Source organism: Microbulbifer donghaiensis (genome assembly GCF_900129095.1).
GTDB lineage: Bacteria > Pseudomonadota > Gammaproteobacteria > Pseudomonadales > Cellvibrionaceae > Microbulbifer > Microbulbifer donghaiensis.
Genome location: NZ_FQVA01000001.1, coordinates 578428 through 603714 on the forward strand (window position 1 = coordinate 578428; position 25287 = coordinate 603714).

The 25287-nt window shown below is 58.6% G+C and carries 14 protein-coding genes; 10 read left to right on the plus strand and 4 right to left on the minus strand.

Annotated elements, in window-relative coordinates:
* Positions 1-105: 105 nt before the first annotated feature.
* From BUC36_RS02420 to BUC36_RS02430, 3 genes are all read left to right on the plus strand, one after another.
* Complete coding sequence (locus BUC36_RS02420) at positions 106-927, plus strand: SDR family NAD(P)-dependent oxidoreductase (RefSeq protein WP_073271088.1); 822 nt, start codon at positions 106-108, stop codon at positions 925-927.
* A gap of 450 nt (positions 928-1377) precedes the next feature.
* The gene (locus BUC36_RS02425; protein ID WP_073274457.1) at positions 1378-3543 is read left to right on the plus strand and encodes a M3 family metallopeptidase; all 2166 of its coding nucleotides are present in this window, start codon (positions 1378-1380) and stop codon (positions 3541-3543) included.
* A gap of 320 nt (positions 3544-3863) precedes the next feature.
* Positions 3864-4151, plus strand: a complete 288-nt coding sequence (locus BUC36_RS02430) for an antibiotic biosynthesis monooxygenase family protein (protein WP_073271092.1) — start codon at positions 3864-3866, stop codon at positions 4149-4151.
* 236 nt (positions 4152-4387) lie between these two features.
* On the opposite strand, the gene BUC36_RS02435 is transcribed toward BUC36_RS02430, so the two are convergent.
* A complete protein-coding gene (locus BUC36_RS02435) occupies positions 4388-6067 on the minus strand; it encodes an NAD-dependent malic enzyme (protein ID WP_073271094.1) in 1680 nt (559 codons plus the stop codon).
* 165 nt (positions 6068-6232) lie between these two features.
* A complete protein-coding gene (locus BUC36_RS02440) occupies positions 6233-7345 on the minus strand; it encodes a cation diffusion facilitator family transporter (protein ID WP_073271096.1) in 1113 nt (370 codons plus the stop codon).
* A gap of 246 nt (positions 7346-7591) precedes the next feature.
* On the opposite strand from BUC36_RS02440, the gene BUC36_RS02445 reads away from it, so the two are divergent.
* The 4 genes from BUC36_RS02445 to BUC36_RS02460 all read left to right on the plus strand — a co-directional run bounded on the left by BUC36_RS02445 (position 7592) and on the right by BUC36_RS02460 (position 15300).
* Complete coding sequence (locus BUC36_RS02445; RefSeq protein ID WP_143186861.1) at positions 7592-9190, plus strand: DUF1254 domain-containing protein; 1599 nt, start codon at positions 7592-7594, stop codon at positions 9188-9190.
* 58 nt (positions 9191-9248) lie between these two features.
* A complete protein-coding gene (locus tag BUC36_RS02450) occupies positions 9249-11093 on the plus strand; it encodes a DUF3604 domain-containing protein (protein WP_073271100.1) in 1845 nt (614 codons plus the stop codon).
* Positions 11094-11167: 74 nt separating this feature from the next.
* A complete protein-coding gene (locus BUC36_RS02455) occupies positions 11168-13192 on the plus strand; it encodes a DUF3604 domain-containing protein (protein WP_073271103.1) in 2025 nt (674 codons plus the stop codon).
* Positions 13193-13728: 536 nt separating this feature from the next.
* On the plus strand, positions 13729-15300 hold the full coding sequence (locus BUC36_RS02460; protein WP_200797171.1) for an arylsulfatase: 1572 nt from the start codon (positions 13729-13731) through the stop codon (positions 15298-15300).
* A 109-nt stretch (positions 15301-15409) separates the two neighbouring features.
* On the opposite strand, the gene BUC36_RS02465 is transcribed toward BUC36_RS02460, so the two are convergent.
* Together BUC36_RS02465 and BUC36_RS02470 are read right to left on the minus strand one after the other, a co-directional pair.
* On the minus strand, positions 15410-16963 hold the full coding sequence (locus BUC36_RS02465) for an arylsulfatase (protein WP_084535507.1): 1554 nt from the start codon (positions 16961-16963) through the stop codon (positions 15410-15412).
* Positions 16964-17043: 80 nt separating this feature from the next.
* On the minus strand, positions 17044-18069 hold the full coding sequence (locus BUC36_RS02470; protein ID WP_084535509.1) for an HAD family hydrolase: 1026 nt from the start codon (positions 18067-18069) through the stop codon (positions 17044-17046).
* A 470-nt stretch (positions 18070-18539) separates the two neighbouring features.
* Between BUC36_RS02470 and BUC36_RS02475 the strand changes: the two genes are divergently transcribed.
* From BUC36_RS02475 to BUC36_RS02485, 3 genes are all read left to right on the plus strand, one after another.
* On the plus strand, positions 18540-20855 hold the full coding sequence (locus BUC36_RS02475; protein WP_084535511.1) for a tetratricopeptide repeat protein: 2316 nt from the start codon (positions 18540-18542) through the stop codon (positions 20853-20855).
* Between the two features lie 101 nt (positions 20856-20956).
* Positions 20957-22897 carry a DUF3604 domain-containing protein gene (locus BUC36_RS02480; RefSeq protein WP_084535513.1) on the plus strand — a complete coding sequence of 647 codons (1941 nt, stop codon included), beginning with the start codon at positions 20957-20959 and terminating at the stop codon, positions 22895-22897.
* A 519-nt stretch (positions 22898-23416) separates the two neighbouring features.
* Positions 23417-25237, plus strand: coding sequence for a DUF1302 domain-containing protein (locus BUC36_RS02485; protein WP_200797172.1), 1821 nt, complete (start codon positions 23417-23419; stop codon positions 25235-25237).
* Positions 25238-25287: the final 50 nt, after the last annotated feature.

A 25287-nucleotide genomic window follows, 5' to 3' on the forward strand; every position in this document is an offset into this window, starting at 1 on the left:
GACACGCGTCTGTGACTGTGGTTGCTTGATTTTGAATCGATAAACTGCGGATACTGTCCTCCAGCCACTGTGGCTGCCTGCAAGAACGCACACAGGACAACAATAATGAAGCTCTGGACTCACGCCGTGATCTCAGGTGCCGGCAGCGGTATCGGGCTCGGCATTGCCACTCGCCTGCTGCGCCGCGGGAGCAAAGTCAGCGTGCTCGATCTGCAGCTCAGTGAAGGGAGCGCGGCCGCGCTCGATTGCGCGGCCGAAAAAGGGACTGGCGAGTGGCAGTTCCTGCGCATCGATATTACCGATGCCGCGCAAGTGCACGGCGCGGTCGCCGAGGCCGTGCGTCAATTTGGACCGCCGGAGCTGGCCCTGAATTCCGCCGGGATTATTATCAACAAGGCATTCACGAATCTGACGGCGACGGAATTCCAGCAGGTAGTGAATGTAAACCTGAACGGCAGTTTCAACTTTGCCAGTGCTGCCTTGCCCCATATGCGTGCCGGGGCGCGCCTCGCCCTGATCGCCTCAATGGCCGGCCTGACCAGCAACTATGGCTACGCCGCCTATGGCACCTCCAAGTTCGGCGTTGTCGGTCTCGCCACTACACTGCGCTTTGAGTGCGAGCCGCTTGGTATCGGCGTCAGCTGCATCTGCCCCGGTGAAGTGCGCACGCCGATGGTTGCCGGAGAGAACGCGACGGGAAACCCCATTTCGCTGGAACTGAAAAAACTCGCGGGCTCACTCGACGTGGATAGCGCCTGTGACACGATTCTCGCCGGACTGGATGCCGGCCGCTGGCAAATCATCCCCGGTATGCGCAGTAAACTCACCGCACTGGTCAGCCGCCATTGCCCGAATGTCTTTTACCGCCTATGCTGCCGCCTGCTACAGCAGGTCATGCAGAGACAGAAGCCCCTCAACGCGGAATAGCGCCCTCGGTATTCGTCCATGTGCAGTGGCCGACGGCCATTCTTATTTCGCTGCCCTCCACTATTGGCAGTCGCCCGGCGCGCTGACACCCGTTTAAATTGAGCCAGCGAACAGGATTTAGGCCCGTCATTACACCTATTTTCAGCGAATTATTCCAAACTCGTTCCGAGTTTACGTCCCCGTCACAGAATACGCGCGCCCCACCCCGGTGACGCTTGAATCTACTGATCGATGCGATAGTATCCAAGACGCACAAATGGCGTCCTTCTCTCGAGGTGACAGTCAAGAAATATAAAGGCTCTGCAAGGAACAGCGCTACCCGCCCCTGTTACTCCCGGCGGACGATAGTGTTCGACATTCCGCTAGCGACCGGGAAGCAGCCTGGCGATGGCTTCGGAATTTCGCACTGCCCTGCCATTGCAGAACAAACACAAAGCATTCGGAGACGTTATGCGCAAATCCTTACTCGCTACCGCTATCGGCGCCAGCCTCGTCTTGGCTGCCTGCTCAGACGGAAAACCCAACAACTCCCAGGCGCTCGCCGAAAAGACGCCGACAACCAGTGCCGAGAGCATGGATACAAAAGACGTCTCCTCCGCTAACCCGCTGCTCCAGGCGAGCCCGCTTCAGGACCAGGCGCCGCAATTCGACAAAATCAAAGTCGGACATTTCCGCCCGGCATTCAACAGTGGCTTTGAACAGCATCGGGATCAGATCAGCGCGATCGCCGACAACGCCGAACCCGCCACCTTTGACAATACCATCGTGGCCATGGAAAAAAGCGGTGAGCTGCTGTCGCGGGTTGCCCGTGTTTTCTTTAGCCTCGCCAGCCTGAACTCCGACGACGAAATCCAGGAAATTCAGGCAGAGGTTGCTCCGCAGCTGTCTGAGCACAACGACAATATCTATCTAAACCCGACGCTATTTGCCCGCGTTGACAGCATCCATCAGCACAAGTCCGAACTGAGCGCGGAAGACCAGCGACTGGTAGATTTCTATTACGATCAGTTTGTTCGCGCCGGTGCCAAGCTGTCTGAACAGGACAAAGCGCAGGTTCGCACGATCAATACCGAACTGGCGAAACTCTCCACCGAGTTCAATAACAACATCCTCGATTCGTTCAAGAATGATGTGATTCTGGTGGCGGACAAAGAGGAGCTCGACGGCCTGTCCGAAGATCAGATCGCGTCGCTGGCGGCGGCCGCCGAGGGCGCCGGTAAAGAGGGATACATGATCTCCCTCGTCAACACCACCCGCAACCCCATTCTGGGCAGCCTGAAAAATCGCGAGTTGCGCCAGAAGATCTGGGAGAGCTCCGCCAACCGCGCCGCCGATAACAACGGCCCGCTGCTCGTCCGCATGGCGGAACTCAGAGCGGACAAGGCCAAGCTCCTCGGTTACGCAGACTGGGCTTCTTACGTTACCGCCGATCAAATGGCCAAAACCCCACAGGCGGTATTCAAGATACTCGACGATCTGGCCCCCAAAGCCGTAGCCAAGGCCAAAGCTGAGGCGGCTGATATCCAGGCAATTATCGAGCAGGAAGGCGGCGACTTTTCACTGCAGCCGTGGGACTGGGCCTTCTACGCAGAGAAAGTGCGTGCAGCCAAGTACGACCTGGACGAGAGCGAAGTCAAACCCTACTTCGAATTCAACCGTGTCCTGGACGACGGCCTGTTCTTTGCCATGCAGCACCTGTACGGCATCACCGTCAAGGCGCGCAGCGACCTGCCGGTGTGGAACCCCGACGTAAAGGCCTACGAAATCTTCAACGCGGACGGCAGCTCCGTGGGCCTGTTCTACCTCGACCCCTATGCCCGCGAAGGCAAGAGCGGTGGCGCCTGGATGGACGAGTACGTCACCCAGAGCCATCTGCTGGGCAACAAGCCGGTGGTATACAACGCGCTGAACATCCCGAAACCTGCGCAGGGACAACCGACGCTGATGACCTTCGATGAAGTCAGCACCATGTTCCACGAGTTCGGCCACGCCGTACACGGCCTGTTCTCCCAGGTGAAATACCCGAGCCTGGCCGGCACTGCCACCGCCCGCGATTTCGTCGAGTTCCCATCGCAGTTCCACGAAGACTGGAGTATCGAAGCCGCGGTAATTGCCAATTACGCCAAGCACTACGAAACCGGCGAGGCGATCCCGCAGGCACTGCTGGACAAGATTCTGAAGGCGCACAAATTCAACCAGGGATTCGACACCACGGAATACCTGGCCTCGGCGCTGCTGGACATGGAATGGCACAGCATCCCGGCCGGCACCAAGATCGAAGACTTCAATGCATTCGAGAAGCAGGCGCTGGCCAAGCACGGCATTGACTACGCGCCGGTACCGCCGCGCTACAAGTCTGCCTACTTCAGCCACATTTTCGCCGGTGGTTACTCCTCCGGTTACTACGCCTATCTGTGGACGGAAGTATTCGCGGCTGATGCCTTCGCCTACCTGCAGGAGAAAGGCGGCCTGAACCGCAAGAACGGTGACAGCTACCGCAAACACATCCTGTCCATGGGCAACAGCCAGGATCTGATGGAAGACTACCTGCAGTTCCGCGGCCAGGAACCCAGCGTCGACGCCCTACTGGTCCGTCGCGGTCTGCTGACCAAGTAAGCCCTGTATTCAACGGCTCTTGAAAGAGAGCGGTTGAATCATTGCCACGTTTCTCTGCGGAGAGAATCCTGGGTTCTCGCCGCAGAGAAACTGTTCGGGGGATTTATTTCTGCCCCGCCTCAGCCGCCGACGACTTTCGGCACTTCCTCGCGGGAACCTTATCCTCGAAACCCACCCCTTGTGAACCTGGCTCACACCTGAGCCCCCTTTCGGGCTCGCAAATTTCATTTGATTAACCCGCACGCTTCTGCGCCCTGTTGCGAGTATCGACTATGCTGACGTGATCATCAGTTGACGATCAGACAGGGAATAAGCAAACCATGTACGCGCGCATCACCACCTACAAAGTCAAACCGGCCGACTATGAAACTATCGATAAGAGAATCGAGGTGTTGACGCCCGAAATCATGTCGATTCCCGGGCTGAAGCAATGGATCAGCTGCGGAGATGAAAATGGTGAACGGGTGATTATCGGTATCTACAAGAGCAAGGAAGACGCCGAGCAGGCTACCAGTAAGGTCAAAGAATTATTCGCCAAATTCGAAGAATTTTACGATGTGGCGCCCACACCGCACGGCTATGAAGTGCTGCGCCTGGAGTCCAACTAGTGGTCCAAGCGGTAAATTCTGTAACCGATCTCTTCATCACAAGCCCCAGTGCTGCGTTGAAAAAGCTTGAATTAGCCCTGCTAGTCCTGCGCTTTTTCGCCTTGCCCTGGAGCCTGCGGCTGGGAGCTTTAGTTACCGAATTTACCGCTTGATCCACTAGCCGCCTTGAGGCGCTCGCAAAGTACGGCCGGCACAACGGCTGAACTGCTGTTGCACCGACGCACATTTTTAATCGATTAGAACGCCCGCCGGCGGTAGTGGCGGTAATTCGGGGTCCAGAAATTGCGCTCGATCGCGCGCTCCAGTTTTTCTTCATCCACCACCGGCGCCACGCCATCTTCCTGTGCCTGTCGGCCCACGGCCATGGCAATGTGTTTGCTGACGTCGCGGATCTCGGCGAGTAGCGGCAGCATGGCGCCCTTGCCGGCTTTCACCACCGGCGCCTGCTCGGCCAGCGCGTTGGAAGCCGCCATCAGCATGTTGTCGGTGACACGGGTTGCGGCGGCGGCGATAACGCCTAGACCAATACCGGGGAAGATGTAGACATTGTTGCACTGGGCAATCGGGTAGCGCTTGCCCCCGAGTTCCACTGGCTCGAACGGACTGCCCGTGGCCACCAGCGCCTCGCCGTTGGTCCAGGTCAGGATCTCCTCCGGGGTCGCCTCGGCGCGGGATGTCGGATTCGACAGCGGCATCACCAGCGGCCGCTTACAGCCCTCGTGCAATGCCTCGATCACCGGCTGGGTGAACAGGCCGCCCTGCCCGGAGACGCCGATCAGGATGGTCGGCTTCACCTTTTCGATCAGCTGTTGCAGGCCCCAGTCGGCCACCCCTTTCAGCTTGGCCGGGTCCTGGGCCAGGCGCGCCTGGAAGTCGAGCAGGTTCTTCATGTCGCTGGTGATCAGGCCGTAACGATCGAACATGAACAGGTGGCGGCGCGCGTCGGCGTCACTCAGGCCATCGTTCACCATCGCCATCACGATTTGCTCGGCGATACCACAGCCTGCAGAACCGGCGCCCACCACCAGCACGCGCTGATCGCGCAGCGACTCGTTCCTGGCCTTGCACGCCGCGAGGATAGTGCCGAGCGCTACCGCGGCGGTGCCCTGGATGTCGTCGTTGAAACAGCAGATCTCGTCGCGGTAGCGGGTGAGCAGCGGCATGGCGTTGGTCTGGGCGAAGTCCTCGAACTGTACCAGCACCTTCGGCCAGCGGCGTTTCACCGCCGCGATAAACTCGGCCACGAACTCGTCGTACTCCTCCTGGGAGATACGCTCGTGGCGCCAGCCCATATACATGGGGTCGTTCAGCAGCGTGCGGTTGTTGGTACCGACATCCAACATCACCGGCAGCGTGTTTGCCGGACTGATACCGCCACAGGCGGTATACAGAGACAGCTTGCCGATGGGTATGCCCATGCCGCCAATACCCTGATCGCCGAGACCGAGGATGCGCTCGCCATCGGTGACGACTATCACCTTGACGTTTTCCTTGGTGGCACTGCGCAGAATATCGTCCATGTAGGCGCGGTCCGGATAGGACACGAACAGACCGCGGTGGTTGCGGTAGATGTTGGAAAATTCCTCGCAGGCGGCACCCACGGTGGGCGTGTAGATGATCGGCAGTATCTCCTCGATGTGCTGCTCGATCAGGTGGAAAAACAGCGTTTCGTTGTCGTCCTGAATCGCGCGCAGATAGACGTGGCGTTCCAGGTCGGTGCGGCACTGCTCGTACTGCTGGTAGGCGCGGCGGGTCTGCTCTTCGATGGACTCGACGTTATTTGGCAGCAGCCCGACCAGGTTGAATTCGATACGCTCTTTCAGGGTAAAGGCGCTGCCCTTGTTCAGCAGCGGCATTTCCAGCAGCGAGGGGCCGGCGTGGGGAATATACAGTGGACGCTTGTCTTTATTGCTCATAAACCTGCTTACATCGGGTGCAGTGGGTTCGCCCGTGCGGCGCAAAGATGCTGAATATGTCCGGCATCAATGACCGGGAATCACCATTTCGGTCATCTGATACCGTGCTTTGATACCGTAGAAAGCACCGCTGCGGCGAAAGGCCGCAAGACTAGCGATTGCGCACTAGGATAACAAGGCTTCCGGATCATCCAGCTTCGACTGCGGCGCAATGCCTTCCACTTCGACAGTAAGATGGAACACCTGCGGACAGCGCTCCTTCAGCTCAGTCTCCAACTCGTCGATGATACGTTCAGTGCGCTCCAGCGTCGCCTGAATCACCGCACGGGTTTCCACGTATTCCCGCACGCTGTCATTGAGCCGCTCCTCCGGCACGCGCGATAACAACGCGCGCTCGTGCGCGTCGATGCGCTGGCGCATATCGCCGACCAGTCGCTCTTCGCGCAGTTCCACTTCGGCCACCACGACCGTGTGGGTCTCATCGACGATGATAGAACGGACATCGTGAAAGCGCTCGATTTCGGCGTGGGACATGCAGATCTCCTGAAATGCCCGCTCGGCAGACTGATCACGAATACTGGTCAGGAAGCGCATATTGATCATGCCGAGGAAGATGGCCGTCACGCCGAGCATCGCCGCAATGATGACGGAGAAGCCGATATCCCAGAGCTTGTTGCCGGTCACCTGGGTCATCGCGATACCGGTTGCGGCAAGGATTACACCGGTTACGGCGATGGTGTCCTCAAGCAACACTGCCAGCAGGGTCGGGTCGTCCGCCTCGCGCAGATAGCGAAACGGATTCTTTCTGCCGGCGGCACGCATGCGCAGTGCAAATTCCTTTGCCGCCACCACGAGTACATAGCCTTCCAGCACCAGCGCAATCAGCAGTACCACGGCCGAGATCCATATCGGCGCAATGTCCAGCCCCAGAATCGATACGGAGGTGGGCCGCTCAATCACGTGCAGCTGGTGATAGGCGTGCCAGGCATGGGCGAGGCCAAGTCCACAGCCGATGGAGAACAGGCCGATGGCGCTCCACAGGTTCCACAGGTACTTCTTCTGTCCGTGGCCAAATGCGTATTGCCGGTCCGCCGGCCGCCCGCCCTTGATCAGCCCTACCAGTAGAAATACCTGGTTGAGCGTATCCATCAGGCTGTGCACCGCCTCGTTCATCATCGCCGCCGAGTGCGTAGCCAGAGCCGCCAGTCCCTTCAGGACGGTGACAATTGCATTGACGCAGATCGCGTAGAGAACCGCTTTTCTTGAACCTTGGGCCATTGGCTATTCCGACTTCCTTATCGACTGGATGGGATCGTTGAAGAGGGCGACTACTCTACCGCGTCACGGAACGAAACGACAGGGACAAATCGATGTTCCACGCCCATCGTCTTATCTTAAACACCTGTCGGCCGACAGTACGCTTTGCAGCGCCGATTCTCCAACTTTCGGGATACAGAAGCTCACTATTCTTAGTGGGATAAGGTTCATAACCCGGAGGCAAATGTAGTGTTTGATTACAGGAAAGTGACACTTTGGATAGCCGCGGCCGCCCTGCCCTGCCTGGTAGCGGCCCAGGCGAGCCCTGAGGTCCCGGCCGCCATCGCTACGCCGGATAAAACAGAAACGCGAATTGGCACACTGGAATTCCGCGATGGCGTTCCCAGCGTTGAAACCACTGAGCGCGTGCTCGACACGCTCACTTTTACTCGCGCGCTGGAAGCCTTCAATAACAGTTTCCGCGGCGCCTCAGCCTACGCAATTCGTCAGGGCCTGCACAGTATCGGCGCCAAGGACAATGACGTGGTGCTGTTTTCCGAACTGATGGACGCCAACTCACTGTTTCTCACCGCCAATGCGGATACCGTCTACTACATGGCGGCGGTTGATTTATCGAAGGGGCCGATGGTTTTAGAGCAGCCGTCGATGGGCTTGGGCACCATCAACGACATGTGGTTCAACTGGGTCATCGATGTCGGCTTTCCGGGTCCGGACCGGGGTGAGGGGGGCAAGTATCTGCTGGTGCCACCGGAATACGAGGGTTCATTACCGGAGGGCGGTTATTTCATTGCCCAGGCCAAGACTAACCACCTGCTCTACGCCGCCCGCACCTACCTGGTCAATAACGACCCCAAACCCGCCGTCGCGAACATCAAGAAAGCGCTCAAAATCTATCCCTACACCCCCGGCGGCCACGGCACCAGCATCGCCACCGCACTCGAGGGCAAGGTTCGACTCGGTAAGAACCCGCCCGCACCGGAGACACGCTTTATCGAGGCCAGCGGCAAGGCATTCAATACCATTCCCCCGAGTGATTTCAGTTTCTTCGAAATGGTGAACGCCAATCTGCAGAATGAACCTGCCGGCAGTTTCGACGTGGAGCTGGCCGGCCAGCTGGCGGCATTTGACATCGTCCGCGGCAAGCCGTTCAAGCCAGATGCGCGGACGAAGAAGATTCTTTCCGACGCAGCCGCGGTAGGCAACGCCACCGGCCGTTTACTGAACTGGCGCTGGCCCCTGGCACACCCGGACTGGGCCTACTACCCCAATTCCATGTGGGGCAACATGCTGTGGCAGGGCGGCGCCTTTTTCGAAACGCCGCCGCCGCAGTTCACCAGGGACGGCATGTTCAAGCCCTACCCGTCCACCGGCGCCCGCACGCTGGACTCGCGCACCGCCTTCTACTTTGCCTATACGCTCGATTCACCGGGAATGATCATGCGCATCCCCGATGTCGGCTCCCAGTACCTGATGGGTTTCACGGACTCCGACGGCCAGCCGTTTGATGGCGCCAAGACTTACAGAGTCACATTGCCGAAAAACATCCCCGCGGCAAAGTTCTGGTCGCTCACCGCCTATGACAACCAGACACGCTCCATGCTCGCGACGCCGCAGCGCTATCCCCGCGCGGGCAGCCAGAGCTACCCCACCCCTGCCGCGAAACCCAGTCGCGACGGCTCTACTACTATTTATTTCAGCCCCCAGCAGCCGCGAGACGTCGATCGCGGCAACTGGATTCAAACGACGCCAGGCAAGGGCTGGTTCACGATCTTGCGCCTCTACAGCCCGCTGGAGCCATTTTTCACCAAGCAGTGGCGCGCGGGTGAAATTGAACTGGTGAGGTAGGCGCATCGTTCTGCCACCTCCCTGAGTGCTCGATAGCCGTGAATTTCAGAGATTGAAGATGTTATTAAGGCAACTTAGCTTAGCGCTCGCCGGCGCCCTATCGAGCGCCGCACTTTTTGCTGCCGATTTTCCCAATCAGGTATTGTGGGGAGATACGCACAACCACACGGGTTTTTCCTTCGACGTGTACCTGTTCGGTACACCGAACTCAACACCCGATACCGCCTATCGTTTTGCCAAAGGCGAGGCAGTGATTAACCCTACCACCGGCACTATCTGGCAACTGACTCGCCCGCTTGATTTTCTGGTGGTTGCAGATCACGCGGAAATGCTTGGGACCATGCCGCTGCTTTTCAACAACAAAGATCCACTGTTCGCCAACACCAAGACTGGCAAGGCAATGCTGAAACTCGGCGGGGACAAGTCAGAGGAGGGGTTGCAAGCGGTTTATGACGCTATCAACTATGCGGCGTCAAACAAGCCAAACAAGATGGGGGTTACCGCGAAAGAAATGATTAGCGATCTACATACAGGCAGCAAACGCAAGTCCGCCTGGGATCACGAGATAGAGATGGCCGAGCGTCATAATACGCCAGGAAAATTCACTACGCTGATCGGCTGGGAGTGGACGTCCAATACCGATGGCGCCAACCTGCACCGGGTTATTTTCCAGCAGGAAGGTGCCGACGTCGCAAAACAGTACCTGCCCTACAGTTTCTTGGAGAGTGATGACCCCGAGGATCTTTGGGCATGGCTGGAGAAAACAAGCAAAACAACAGGAGCCAATTTTGTCGCGATTCCTCATGGCTCAAATATCAGTATGGGCAGAATGTTTGCCGCTACCCGCCATAACGGTGAGCCGATTACTCCGGAGTATGCCAATAAACGGATGCAATGGGAAAAAGCCGTCGAGGCCACGCAGATCAAAGGCGATAGTGAGTCCAACCCCCTACTCTTTCCAAACGACGAATTCGCGGACTACGAAGTGTATGATTTTGCGCTTACCCCGGACGGGGCCCGCCCCAAAGCAACCCAGGCAGACTATGTGCGGTCGGGACTGATGCGCGGCCTCGAATTCCAAGAAAAGCTCAATGCCAACCCCTACAAATTCGGCATGATCGGTTCCACTGACAGTCACACCGGTATTAGCGCTATCGAGGAAGATAACTTCGCGGGCAAGGGCCAGCACGACAACATTCCTGCAAAGCGCTCCCATCCGACGGGCATTGGTTCCTCCAAGGGCTGGGACATGGGCGCTGCCGGTTTGGCTGGTGTCTGGGCCACCGAGAATACGCGCAAGGGGATCATGGATGCCTTCAAGCGCAAGGAAGTTTACACAACCACTGGTCCGCGCATCACACTGCGCTTCTTCGGCGGGCCCGACTTCCAACCGATGGATACTAAAGGCGAGATTGCCAAGGCGGGTTATGCTCGCGGGGTCCCCATGGGCGGTGACCTGCAACTGACAAATGGACAACGGCCAACTTTCCTGGTTGGAGTACTAAAAGATCCAGACGGCGCCAATCTCGATCGCGTACAGATCATAAAAGGCTGGGTCGACAAGTCAGGTAAAGCGCAGCAACGCATCTACGACGTCGCGGTGTCCGGCAAACGCACGATCAGTAAGGACGGCCGCTGCAAGGAACCCGTGGGTAATACTGTCGACGTGAAAACCGGCAAGTACACCAACAGCATCGGCGCACCACAACTCTCTGTCGCCTGGGGCGATCCAGATTTCGACCCGAAGCAATCCGCTTTCTACTATGTGCGCGCCCTGGAGATACCGACACCTCGCTATTCGCTGTTGGACGCCATCGCGTTGGGCATCGACGTAAAGGTGACTGGTCACCCTGCGACGATTCAGGAGCGAGTCTACAGTTCACCCATTTGGTACACGCCGTGAGCCCGCAAAGATCATTGACCTATCAGGTTATCGGGCTCTCCGAATAGGGATATGACGACAAGGAGTCACCGTTAATGTTCCCACAAAGATTTGCCTTTGAAGCCATTGCTCTGTCCCTGGCCGTATTACTGACCGCCTGTGACGGTGACCGCAGCACAACGGACAAGGCGGCTAAAGACCAGGGAAAAGCTGACGAACAGATTGTCGGCGAGGAGTTCGGCACTGCCACACCGGACTCCGGGGATATCTCGACCGAAGACAACCCCTACTCTGCCAGTGAATCCGCCACCGTGCCTGCGACCGGTTCCGCGGCCGGTAGCGCACCCGCCTCATCTGCCGACCACCCGAGCAACGTCTATTTCGGCGATACCCACGTGCATACCGGCTGGTCCGCCGATGCCGGTATGGACGGCGCCATCCTGACGCCGGATGACGCCTACCGCTTTGCCCTCGGCCAGGAAGTGAAATCCAATTCCGGCCTCAAGGCCAAGCTGCACCGCCCCTACGACTGGTTCATGATCACCGACCACTCGGATGGCATGGGCGTCATCAACGAAATTGTCGCCGGCAATCCGGAAATGATGGCCGACGAAACCATCAAGCGCTGGCACGACGCACTGACATCCGGGGATGAAAAGGCTGCAGCTGACGCCAAGAGCGAACTGATCGTCATGCAGTCGGAGGAAAGGTTGCCGAAACAGGTCATGGATCCGAAGTGGATGAAATCCGCCTGGGAAAAGACCGTCGACGCTGCCGAGAAATATTACAAACCCGGGGAATTCTCCACCTTTATCGCCTACGAGTGGACAGTAAATGCGGATGGCGGCAACAACCTGCACCGCAACGTCATCTTCCGCGACGGCGCCGACCGCACCCGCAGCCTGCTGCCGCTGACCACTTTCGAAACCCAGGATCCGGAAAAGCTCTGGGCCTGGATGCAGGCCTACGAGCAGAAAACTGGCGGACGCGTACTGGCGATCCCCCATAACGGCAACCTGTCCAACGGTCGCATGTTCGAGGAGCAGCGCTTCGACGGCTCACAGATGACCAAGGAATGGGCGCAGATGCGCGCGAAGTACGAACCACTGTTCGAGGTCACCCAGATCAAAGGCCAGAGCGAGTCCCACCCTTCACTTTCGCCGGAAGACGAATTTGCCAACTGGGACCTGTGGGACAGAGGCAACCTGATCATGGCCCCGAAGCCGAAGGGGGCTATTAAATACGAGTACTGGCGCGAGGCGCTCAAGAACGGCATGCACCTGCAGGATGAGCTCGGCACCAATCCCTTCCAGTACGGCGCCAATGGCGCCACCGATACCCACACCGGCCTCTCCACTACCGAGGAAGACAATTTCTTCGGCAAGTTCAAAACCCTGGAGCCGAGCAACAAGCAACGCTGGAATTTTCCGCTGCTCACCGGGCCGAGCGGTGCCTACATAGGCTGGGAACAGGCCGCCTCCGGCGTGATGGGGGTGTGGGCGAAAGAGAACACCCGCGAAGCCATCTGGGACGCGATGATGCGCAAGGAAACCTTTGCCACCACCGGCCCGCGTATGCAGCTGCGTTTCTTCGGCGGCTTCGACTTTAATGAGCTGGACGCCGAAGGCGACATCGCCACGGCGGGTTACCAGAAAGGCGTCCCCATGGGTGGAAAATTATCCGGTGCCAAGAGCGGCCAGCCGATGACCTTTCTAATTGCCGCGATGAAAGACCCCATGGGCGCCAACCTGGATCGCGTGCAGATCGTCAAGGGCTGGGTGGACGGCAACGGCGACACCCACGAAAAGGTCTACAACGTGAAATGGTCCGGTAACCGCAAGAAGGACGCCATGCACCGCATCCAGCATGTGGGCGATACTGTCGACCTGAAGACCGCCAAATACACTGACGATATCGGCGCGCCACAGTTAATCGGCTATTTCAAAGACGAGGAATTCAATCCCGCGCACAAAGCCGTCTACTACGTGCGGGTGCTCGAGATTCCAACACCCCGCTGGACACTGTATGACAAGGTTCGCTTCGGTATCGACATGGACAAGAAGGTGCCGATGACCCACCAGGAACGCGCCTTCTCCAGCCCGATCTGGTATACGCCGTGAAAAGGCGGCAGGCAGCGATAGCCAGAGCAGCAATGACAGTGAAATAACAAAACACACGAAGCGTCCGCCAACCCGAACGATATTCGCAGTAGCTCTCCGTGCCTTTTCTGCGGTGTCCGACAGCTCTCGTCTATTGTTCATTGATCTATGGTTTATACACTGGCTTCCTGTCTCGCAGATTCGTCGAATCCACGCAACGGCAACATAGATCGCTCAGGAAGCCGCAGGAAAAAGGCACGCCTCCTCCATTAGTAAATCAAAGGGATTTGTCTATGCGACTTTTCTATTCTGTTTTACTCCTTTCGGCTCTGCTGATTGCCTGTGGCGGTAAAGATGAGGGAGAGAACCAAAAACAGGACGGGCAGGACAGCACAGTAACTGCCGGCGGCGCGGTGGCGGAACCGCCCGCGCAGATGCAGGACACTTTGCCGGAATCGTCGCCATCAACGTCTTCCCAGGCTGCAACACCGCCAACAACACCCGCACAACCTGAACCTGCGCCGGTGGCATCCCAACCCGCAACTGCGCCAGCGAACTTGGCGGGTAGCAAACCCAATATCCTGCTGATTGTCTCGGACGACACCGGCGTGGGCGACCTCGGCCCCTACGGCGGTGGCGAAGGGCGCGGCATGCCGACACCGAATATCGACCGCATGGCGGCCGAGGGCATGACTTTCTTCTCCTTTTACGCGCAGCCCAGTTGCACACCGGGTCGCGCGGCCATACAGACGGGTCGCATTCCCAACCGCAGCGGCATGACAACCGTCGCCTTCCAGGGCCAGGGCGGCGGGCTGCCCAAGGCAGAGTGGACACTGGCATCTGTACTGAAAAAGGCCGGCTACGAGACCTATTTCACCGGCAAATGGCATCTCGGCGAATCCGACTATGCACTGCCCAATGCGCAGGGCTACGACTTTATGGAGCACGCCTTCCTTTACCACGCCAATGCCTACACCTACGGCGACCCCACCTGGTTCCCGGACATGGACCCGAAGTTGCGCGCCATGTTCGACAAGGTGACCAAGGGCTCCCTGTCCGGCAAGGCCGGCGAACCGGCCAAGCAGGATTGGAAAGTTAACGGGCAATACGTGAACACCCCGGAAAAAGGCGTCGTCGGCCTGCCCTTCCTCGACGATTACATCGAAAAATCCGGCATCAAATTCCTGGAACAGGCGGCAAAGAATAAGGGCACGCCCTTCTTCATCAACATCAATTTCATGAAGAACCACCAGCCGAATATGCCAGCGCCCGAGTTCAAACATAAATCGATGTCGAAATCGAAATACGCCGATGCGGTCGTGGAGCTGGATACGCGTATGGGCCGCGTCATGGACAAACTGCGCGAACTGGGGCTCGATCAGAATACCCTGGTGTTTTACACCGTGGACAACGGTGCCTGGCAGGATGTCTTCCCGGATGCGGGTTATACGCCATTCCGCGGCACCAAGGGTACGGTACGTGAGGGCGGCAACCGGGTGCCGGCCATCGCCGTATGGCCGGGCAAAATCCCGGCGAATATGCGCAATCACGACATTGTCGGCGGCCTGGACCTGATGGCGACCTTCGCTTCCGTAGCCGGCATCAAATTGCCTGTGAATGACCGTGCCGGCCAGCCGATCTATTTCGACAGCTACGATATGTCGCCAGTACTTGCCGGCACCGGCAAGAGCGCGCGCACTTCCTGGTTCTACTTTACCGAGGACGAGCTCACGCCGGGCGCGGCCCGTGTCGGCAACTACAAGGCGGTATTCAACCTGCGTGGCGACGATGGTGCCCACACCGGCGGACTGTCGGTGGACACCAATCTCGGCTGGAAAGGCGCAGAAAAATATGTCGCCACGGTACCGCAGGTATTCGATCTCTGGCAGGACCCGCAGGAGCGTTACGACCTGTTTATGAATAACTTTACCGAGCGCACCTGGACCATGGTGACGATCAGCCAGGCGATCGAGGGGCTGATGAAGACCTACCTCCAATATCCGCCGCGCAAACTGCAGAGTGAGAGCTACAGCGGCCCGATAACCATTACGGAATACCAGCGCTTTCAATGGCTCCGCGATCAACTGGAGAAGGATGGCGTCAAGATTCCGATGCCGACGGGCAACTGATAAATCCCAAAATTGCGTGCGCGAAGGCCCCGATATTCGGGGCCTTGTTCTATAGAGCAGCGGGCCTGCTACCGTTTCGGCATCAGGCCCATTTGACTCCGCGCCATTACTAATTACTGCCGCCAGCACCCGCCTCCAGCTGCTTCTGGATTTTTTCCAGGTTGAACGCACCCGGCGTCTGGCTGGGAGGATAATCCTGCATGGTTTTGAGGAACTGCGCGGCCATCTGCTGCAAGGGCACCAGCACGAATGCCCGTTCGAGCAGCCAGTCGTAATAGTCATTCGCATTGTGCTGTGCGCGCTCGAAGGGATCGCGGCGCAGATTGAATATCAGCGGTATCCGCAGTTCCGTGAAAGGCTCCATCCATACACCGAAGGCTTTGCCACGGTTTTCGAGAAATACCGCCTTCCACGGCTGGTAGCGCATCGCGACAATCTGCCCATCGTCGTTCACATAGATAAACTCTTTGCGCGGCGACTGGTCTGCCTTGCCGCTAAAATAGTCCAGCATGTTGTAACCGTCGATATAGTTGCGATACTTGCGGCCGTTCAGCCGCACACCGCTCAGCAGTTGTTTCTTGATATCGGCATTGCCGCCCGCCGCCGCCAGTGTCGGCAGCCAGTCCTCGTGCGAAACGATACCGTTCAGCGTTTTTCCTGCCGGGAACTTGCCGGGCCAACGGACAAATGCCGGTACGCGGTAGGCGCCCTCCCAGTTGGAATTCTTTTCGCTGCGGAACGGTGTAATACCGGCGTCGGGCCAGGTATTGTAGTGAGGGCCGTTGTCGGTGGAGTAGAAGACAATCGTGTTGTCGGCGATACCCAGTTGATCTAGAAGATCGAGCAGTTTTCCCACGTGCTGGTCGTGTTCGACCATACCGTCGATGTACTCGTTGCTGTTGGGGCCGCCCAGATTCTTGTGCTCTTCGCGCACATGGGTGCGGAAATGCATGCGGGTCGCATTCCACCAGACGAAGAAGGGTTTGCCGGCCTTGTGCGCGCGCTCGATAAAATTAATCGCGGCGCTTACCGTTTCGTCGTCGACCGTCTCCATACGCTTCTTGGTCAACGGGCCGGTATCTTCGATGGATCCGCCGGCCTTCGAACGGATAACACCGCGGGGGCCGAATTTCTTGCGAAATTCCGGGTCTTTCGGGTAGTCGCGGTTCTCCGGCTCCTCCTCGGCGTTCAGGTGATAGAGGTTGCCGAAAAACTCATCGAAACCGTGGTTGGTCGGCAAATGCTCATCGCGGTCTCCCTGGTGGTTCTTGCCGAACTGTCCGGTGACATAGCCGAGACTCTTCATCACCGTGGCAATGGTCACGTCGGACTCCTGCCAGCCCTCCTTCGCCCCGGGCAGTCCCACCTTGGTCATACCCGTTCGCACCGGAACGTTACCGCCAAGGAAGGCCGCGCGACCGGCAGTACAGGACTGCTGGCCGTAGTAGTCGGTGAACGACAGCCCTTCCTTGGCGATACGGTCGATGTTCGGTGTGAAATACCCCATCAGACCGCGGCTGTTGAAGCTGATATTGGTGATACCGATATCATCGCCCCAGATCACGAGAATATTCGGTTTTTCCTGGGCCTGAATGACGCCCGGATAGAGCAGTAGCAGCGACAGCGGGACCAGCAGCAACCCGCGCAGTGAGGATAGGTACATCATTTCCTCCCGGAATCCTGCCTGCCTCGGATATGGCTTTCCGGGAGTAGCAGGCTGACTCCCGGAAAACTTCATAAAACCTACCGGCCGGAGGCGCCCTGCCGATTACCCCAGGGAAATATCACCTTCCAGTCATTCTTCATATCGACGACCGTCCAGCCCTCCTTCGGCGCCGTCTTCAGGGCTTTGTCCAGCTGACCCACATGGGATGGATGATCATAGGCCCACTCGCGGTTGCCATCGGTATGGTGCACCAGCAGGCCGAAGCGAGGGCCATCGCCGGCCGTGGTCCACTGCAGCATCTCGAAATCGCCATCGGAATTACCCGCGGCAAAGATGGGCCGGCGGCCGATATGCTGGTAGATGCCAACCGGCTTACCGGCCTTGTCGTCGATCAGGTTGACCTCGGGCAGCTTGACGATCACCGGCTTGCCATCGCGCATCTCGTATTTAGCTTTTAGACTACTGCCGACAACCTGTTCCGGCGGAATACCGTAGGTTTTGCCGGCGAAGGCCCGCAGGAAATCGATACCGCCGCCGGAGACGATAAACGTCTTGAATCCGTTCGCCCGCAGGTAGCTCAACAGTTCCAGCATCGGCTGGTAAACCATCTCGGTGTAGGATTTGTTGGTCTCCGGGTGCCGCGCCTTGGCCAGCCATTTCTTGACGCTCTGCTGAAACTCCTCCCCGGTCATGCCGGTATGGGTGGCGGCGAGCAGCTGCATCAGCGCCGGCTTACCCCCTTCCAGCGCCTTCTTGGTATCGCCCCTGATGATCGAAGCGAAGGGTTCCTTTTGTTTCCACTCCGGATGCTGCGGCGCCATTTCCTTGACCTTGTCGATGGCATAGAGCAACTGGAAATAGATCGGCTGCTCCGCCCAGAGGGTGCCATCGTTGTCAAAAGTGGCGATGCGCTGCTCGGAAGGCACGAATTCGGGGGAGCCCTCCCGCGTAGTCTTATCGACGAAGGAGATAATGGACTGCTTGGTTTTGCCATCATTCCACGACGGCAGCGGGTCTGCAGCCTGGGCAGCAGCCGTGACGCCCAAAAGGCTCAGCATCACTCCCAGCTTCAGGAGGCTGAGCAGACGGTTGGCAAGGGTCATAGGCACTCCTCGAAATGTATGCCGAAGCCATGCAAAGGCCCGCAATCCTTGCGCCTTATCTCACCATAGTTCGAAAAGCGAAAATGTGTGAATCAACGACACTCAATACCGTCCGGTCAGCGCAACCTGTTGCTCAATTGGAGGGCATCCGAAACAAGTTGTGGCGCGGGGGCTGCCGGGCGGCGTGGCGCTCACCAAATGGCGAATTGGTGTCGCGCCGACATACGGATTGCCATCATCGGCGAGTAAGAACTTCGAGTCCCAGACGCAGACCGCCCCGGTGTTGCCCGCTAAGTTGTTGGCCTTGTTGACAATTACACCCTGCCCCGGGGGGCCACAATGGCGTAAAATGCATCCATAATAATTCTATCCGTGGCAAGGGCACCGCTATCATGGAGATTCACGGATGAAAATCGGACCCGCAAACAGTGTCCCGGCGAAGAATAAAATGAAGAGCCTCTGAGGAACCCATGCCGACCACCCTGCGCATCCTGCTGCTCGTGCTGTTTATTTGCGGCTGTGACAGAAATACCCAGCAAGACCAGTCGCAAGCCGGACCCAACACCGATGAAGCCACTGCTGAGAAAACCACCGTCTATCCGCAGGAAAATAATGGCCGAGCCGGCGACACTGCCCGCAAAGAAAGTGATGCTGCCGGGACCTACATTGGCTCGCAACAGTGCGCCAGCTGCCACCGAGATCAGTTCAAAGCCTGGCAGCACTCCCACCACGACCTGGCGATGCAGAAGGCCAGCGACGCGACGGTGCTGGGCAATTTCAACGATGCGCAGTTCGACTATTTCGGTACCGTATCGCGATTCTACAAAAAGGACGGCCAGTATTTCGTGCGCACGGACGGCCCGGACGGTGCCCTGCACGATTACCCCATCGCCTATACATTCGGCGTCTTTCCCCTACAGCAATACCTGGTTGAGTTTCCCGGCGGCAAGCTGCAGGCGCTGAGTATCGCCTGGGACAGCCGCAGCAAGTCGGAGGGCGGCCAGCGCTGGTACCACCTGAACCCCGACGAGCACATTAGACACGGCGACGAGCTGCACTGGACTGGCCTCAACTACAACTGGAACTTCATGTGCGCCGACTGTCACTCCACCAACCTGCAGAAAAACTTCGATCTCGCCAGCCAGACCTACAGCACATCCTGGTCTGAAATAAATGTGGCCTGCGAGGCCTGCCACGGCCCCGGCTCCCGCCACCAGCACTGGGCAGAAAACCCGAATCCCGATGACACGAACAAAGGCCTGGCCGTTTCCTTCAGCGGACGCCAACAGGCCGCCTGGGCCATGGACGCCGACACCGGCATCGCGCACCTGCAGCAGCCGGCCGATACGCAGACCGAAATCGAGACCTGCGCCCAGTGCCATTCACGCCGCACGACCCATTTCCCCGGCGCACAGGCCGGTGACGAATTTCTAGACCATTTCAACCCCGCATTACTGAGCGAGTCTCTCTACCACGCGGATGGGCAGATCAACGACGAGGTTTACGTCTACGGCTCTTTTCTGCAGAGCAAAATGCATGCGGCGGGCGTGACCTGCAGCAACTGCCACGATCCGCACAGCTTACAGCTGCGGGCAGAGGGAAACGCAGTCTGTGCCCAATGCCACCTGCCGGAAAAATTCGACACCGCCGAACACCACTTCCACCCGGCAGACAGTGTCGGGGCCCAGTGCGTCAGCTGCCATATGCCCACCAAGACTTATATGCAGGTCGACGTGCGCCGCGATCACAGCCTCCGCATCCCGCGCCCGGATCTCTCCGACAAGCTGGAAACACCCAATGCCTGCACCGGCTGCCACACGGACAAATCCAATGTCTGGGCGGCGGAGGTACTGGAGCAGAAATTCGGCCAGCCGACTGAAGCGCACTACGGTGAGGCGATTTACGCAGGGCGTCACGGCCTGCCCGATGCAGAGTCCAGATTGGTCGCACTGATTGCAGACGAATCCCAGCCGACCATCGCCCGCGCGACGGCGATCAGCCTGCTGCCACATTATCTTTCAAGAAATTCTGCGCAGTTGCTGCAGGCGATCGCCCAGGGCGACGATGCGCTGCTCAACCTCGGCCTGGCCAAGTCACTGGATTCCGTGCCGCAGCAGATACGCCCGGCGTTGGCCATCCCACTGCTGTATGAAGACGAGCGGGTGAGCAGCGCGCTCGCGGCGAATTCGATCGCCGCGCTGCCGATGGACGGCTACCCGGCGGCGGTACAACAGCGGTTTACCGAGGCGCTGAACAATTACCTCGCATCGGAAACGTTCAACGCGGATCGCCCCGAAGCCCTCACCAACCTGGCCGCACTGCATGTGCAGCGCGGCAACCCGGAACAGGCGGAAGCTTTTTACCGCAGGGCTCTGGCGATAGCCCCCTATTACGGCCCCGCCTATATCAACCTGGCCGATATGTATCGCAGCGCGGGCCGCGAACAGGACGCCGAGAAGCTGTTGCGCGCCGGCCTCGACAAGGTATACGCAAATTCTCCGCTCCAGCACTCGCTGGGGCTGTCCCTTGTGCGGCAAAAGCGCATGGACGAAGCGCAGGAATTCCTGCGCCGGGCGGCCGAGAACCCGAATACCACCGCGCGTTATATCTACGTGTACGCAATAGCGCTGAATACCGCCGGCAAGAGCGCCGATGCACTGAGTGAGCTTGAACGCGGTCTGCAACGTTTTCCCGGCAACCGCGAGATCCTTTCGGCGCTCGTTTCCATCAACCGGGAAAGCGGCAATAAGCAGGCCGCGGAAAAATACGAGCAAATGCTGCGCTGAATTCCGCCCGAAATGGGCAGCACTCTTCGGGTCCAGCACCCAGGCGCCTTGCGACTGGCTACGCTTTACGCTGTGGTCTGTTTAGTCTGCGGGGTAGCTCCATGTACCGGTTCAGCCAAATATTGTTACTTTCCTGCATGCTCGCCGCCTGTGGTGGCGACCGGGATCAACAAAAACCAGACAAAGATTCGGCGGAACCGGCACAAACTGATGAGTTATCCGCTACCGAGTCGGTCACCAGAAACGGCACCGGGACCGGTAATGCAAGGGAAATTGTCGTTGAAGAAGAACTGGGCGATGTACCTGCTGAATTCGCCGACAACGTCTATTTCGGCAACTTTCACGTGCACACCAGCTACTCGTTTGACGCCGTTACCAATGGCTCCACCACAACACCTGCAGATGCCTACCGCTGGGCCAAGGGAGAGGCCATCCCCGCCGGTGTACTCGGCGCCGAATTGCGCATCAATCGACCGCTGGACTTTTACGCCGTCTCGGACCACGCGGAATACCTCGGCGTCTTCAAGAAAATGTACGATCCCAACAGCCCGCTCAGCAAGTTGCCCCTCGCCAGGGAGATCACCTCGAAAGATGCCAAGGTGGCCTTCGATGCCTATGCGCGGATCCTCGATTCTATGCAGCCCGGCATGTCCGATCCGACCCTGTCCGATCCTGCGATCACCAAACCTATCTGGCAGGAGATGGTAGAGACCGCCGACAGGTTCTACGAACCGGGCAAATTCACGACCTTCCCGGCGTTTGAGTGGACTTCAAACCCGAACAAGCTGAACCTCCACCGCGTGGTGGTATTCCGCACATCCGAGGGCGTGCCGGATATGCCCTACTCGGCGCTGGACTCGGAGGACCCGCGGGATTTGTGGAAATGGATGGAGACTGCCCGCCAAGGCGGCGCGACCCTGTTCGCGATACCGCACAACGGCAACGCCAGTGACGGGCTGATGTTCCCTATCGAAATCGACAACGAGCCCCTGAGCGCGGACTATATCGAGGCGCGGGTTAACAACGAACCGGTGTACGAGGTATCGCAGATCAAGGGCACTTCGGAGACGTTTCCCAGCCTGTCACCGAACGACGAATTCGCCGATTTTGAGATCTGGGATTACATCCTTTCATCGACCAAAGTCGAGCGCCCGAAAAACAAGAAAGGCGGCTACGCGCGCCAAGCCTTTCTCGACGGCCTATCGATGGCAGCCAACGGCGGCGGCAACCCCTACGTGTTCGGTTTGATCGGTGACTCCGACACACACAATTCCGCCTCTGCCGTTGAAGAAGACAACTACACCGGCAAGTTCGGGATCGAAGCCAGCCCGGAACATCGCCTCGATGGCCCCATCCCCGGTGACGAAGCCAACAACCAGCGCGTGCGGGAATTCAGCTCCGGCGGTCTCGCAGCGGTGTGGGCCCCGGAAAATACCCGCGAAGCCATCTGGGATGCCGTCAAGCGCAAGGAGACCTACGCGACTTCCGGACCGCGGATGAAAGTGCGCTTCTTCGGCGGTTGGGATTACGACGACCAGAGCATGGAGGGCGACTGGGCCAAGGGCGCCTATGCCGCCGGAGTGCCCATGGGCGCAAAACTGAAGCCCGGCGCTGCCGGCAAGAAACCGGCATTCCTGGTGCAGGCCATGAAGGACAGTACCGGCGCCAATCTCGACCGCATCCAGATCATCAAGGGCTGGGTCGACGAAGACGGTGAACAGCACCAGCAGATTTTCAATGTCGCCCTGTCCGGCGATCGCAAACCGGATACCGCTGGCAAGGTCGCACCGGTAGGTAATACGGTCAATGTAAAGGACGCGACCTATACGAATACTATCGGTGCGGCGCAGCTGTCTGCCGTATGGAGCGATGACGACTTCGATCCGGAGCAGCACGCGTTCTACTACGCGCGGGTTATCGAGATACCGACACCGCGCTGGTCCACCTACGATGCCATGCGCGTCGGGCGCAAACCGCGCGAAGACCTGCCGGTGACTATTCAGGAGCGCGCCTGGACTTCGCCAATCTGGTACACGCCCTGAACCGATCAGGTTTCACCGCTCAATAGCGCGAGGCCCGGCAGATTTTGCCGGGCTTTTTCGTTTCGTGCGATCGCCTTCCGGCCCGCTGTATGACCATACGTATCGACTGCGTCAGGCGAATTCCCACACGAACCTCGGCCCCATAGTGCCGGGCAAAGATTGACATCTCAACGTCGACGCATCGGGACCCGATTCCTTTGAGCATTCACAGAAAGTTTGAGCTCGTCGTGGAAAGTCAAAATTGTGTCGCAAAATGAAAAGCCCTGGTCCCGCGTTATTCCATAAGCTGCAGGCATCGCCCAGAAAACACTCAGTCCACGGGATTGCGGACGCCGGTTGGCCAAGGACAACGCGCAGCAAGTCAAACTGCCGCGCGGAGTTCAGCCACCTCTCGATGATAACAGGGCAGGCCTGTAGTCGCCTGCACGATAACCAAGCAGTTACAGGTTTCGTATGTCTCATTCCCGTCCACCAGCAGGCAACCAATCCAGATTCTTTCCTCTCAGGACGCCGTCCGAATTGATTGCTGGACTGGCGACCACACTGCTGCTCGGGAGCGCCGCGACACAGGCAAAGGAATTCGAGTTCGGCGAAATCTCTGCCGATGTGCACGGCAGCGTGGCGCTGGGCGCACAATGGACTGCGGATGAGCCCAACCCGGATTTTATTTATCAGGGCAACGCCGATGCGATCGGCTACGGTTCCGCCGGTGCATTCAACCCAAATCTCGGCCGCACCCAGGACGACGGTCGCCTGAATTTCCGCGAGCGCGGCATGCTCGGGTCCACCCCGGCGGTGCTCACCGGTGAAGTAAACCTCAAGTACCGCAACCTGGGCCTCGATATCCGCGGCCACGCCTGGTACGACTATATGCTCGAAAATCGGGAAGTGGATTTCGGCAGCGCCGCCAGCGGCTACGGTGCGGGTACGAGTCTGAACGACACGCGCCGCGAAGCGCTGCGCGATTACCAGCTCGACATTTACAGCTACGGCGATTTCAAGGTCGGCGAACGGGACCTGCACCTGGGGCTCGGCGGCAAGGAATTGAACTGGGGCCAGGGACTGTTTTTCCAGAACGGCATCAACGCGATCAATCCCTACGACCTGGCCGCGCTGCGCATGCCCGGCACGCCGTTGCGTCTTCCAGTGCCCATGGCATACAGCCGCCTCACCCTAACCGACGGTCTCGCACTGGAATCCTTTTACCAGTTGGAATGGCGCCGTACCCTGTTGGACAGCTGCGGCACCGCCTTCTCCACCGTCGACTATATCGCCGACGCCTGCGCCGGCACTCCCCGGCTGGCCTTTAACGACCTTGAGGCCTACGGTTCACAGCAGTTCGTTCATCGCAGTGCGGATCGGCAGGCGCGCGACGACGGCCAGTTCGGCCTGGCTATCAAATACAAGGCCGCGAGCCTGAACACGGAGTTCGGGGCCTACGCGATGAACATTCACTCCCGCGAGCCGTTTATCAGCGTTATTGCAAATTCACACGATACCGCCGGCAGCGGCTGGCGCGACCCATTGGCAGATCCACAGAACCGGGCCAACAACAGCAGTTACTTTGTCGACTATCCGGAAGACATCCGTATCTACGGCCTCAGCTTCCGCTCCGATCTGTTCCAGGCAACAAAGCTGTTTGGCGAAATCAGCTACCGACCCAATCAGCCGGTACAGCTGGCCACCACCGACCTGGTTCCCGCTTTCGTCAACAATCCGGACGTCCTGGCGAGCCTTATCGGCCAGCCTCTGACATTGGGGCATGACGCTAAAAGCGCGGCACCCGGCTCCATTTACGAGGGATACGATCGCCGCGAAATTTCGCAGTTCTCTCTCGGTGCAATACAGCCGATCCCGAATGTACTCGGCGCCCAGGCGCTGGTGCTGGTTGGTGAAGTCGGCGTGAAGTTCATGCACGACCTGCCGAGTCTGGATGAGCGCCGCTACAACAAGGGTGATGTCTACGGCAGCGACGGCGCCCACGGCAGTGTCGCCGGCTGCGCACTGGGAGCACCGGTGGGGAAGTACAAGAAATACGCATGCACTGCCGATGGCTATACCAGCGATCTCGCCTGGGGCTACCGCCTGCGCGCACAGCTGCTCTACCCCGATGTCGTCAAGGGTCTGGATGTAAAACCCTATATGATGTTCGGCCATGACGTTAACGGTTGGTCGTGGGACAGCAATTTTGTCGAAGGCCGGCAACAGGGCCGGATCGGAATCGGTGCGGAATACAACAGCCGCTATACGCTGGATCTGCACTGGTCCGGCAGTGGCAACACCCCGTTCGCACCAACTGACCGCGACTATTTTGGTGTTACCCTTTCGGCAAAGTTCTAACACTCATATCCGGCAATCCATCGGTTCCGCATACGCCGTATAAAAACACA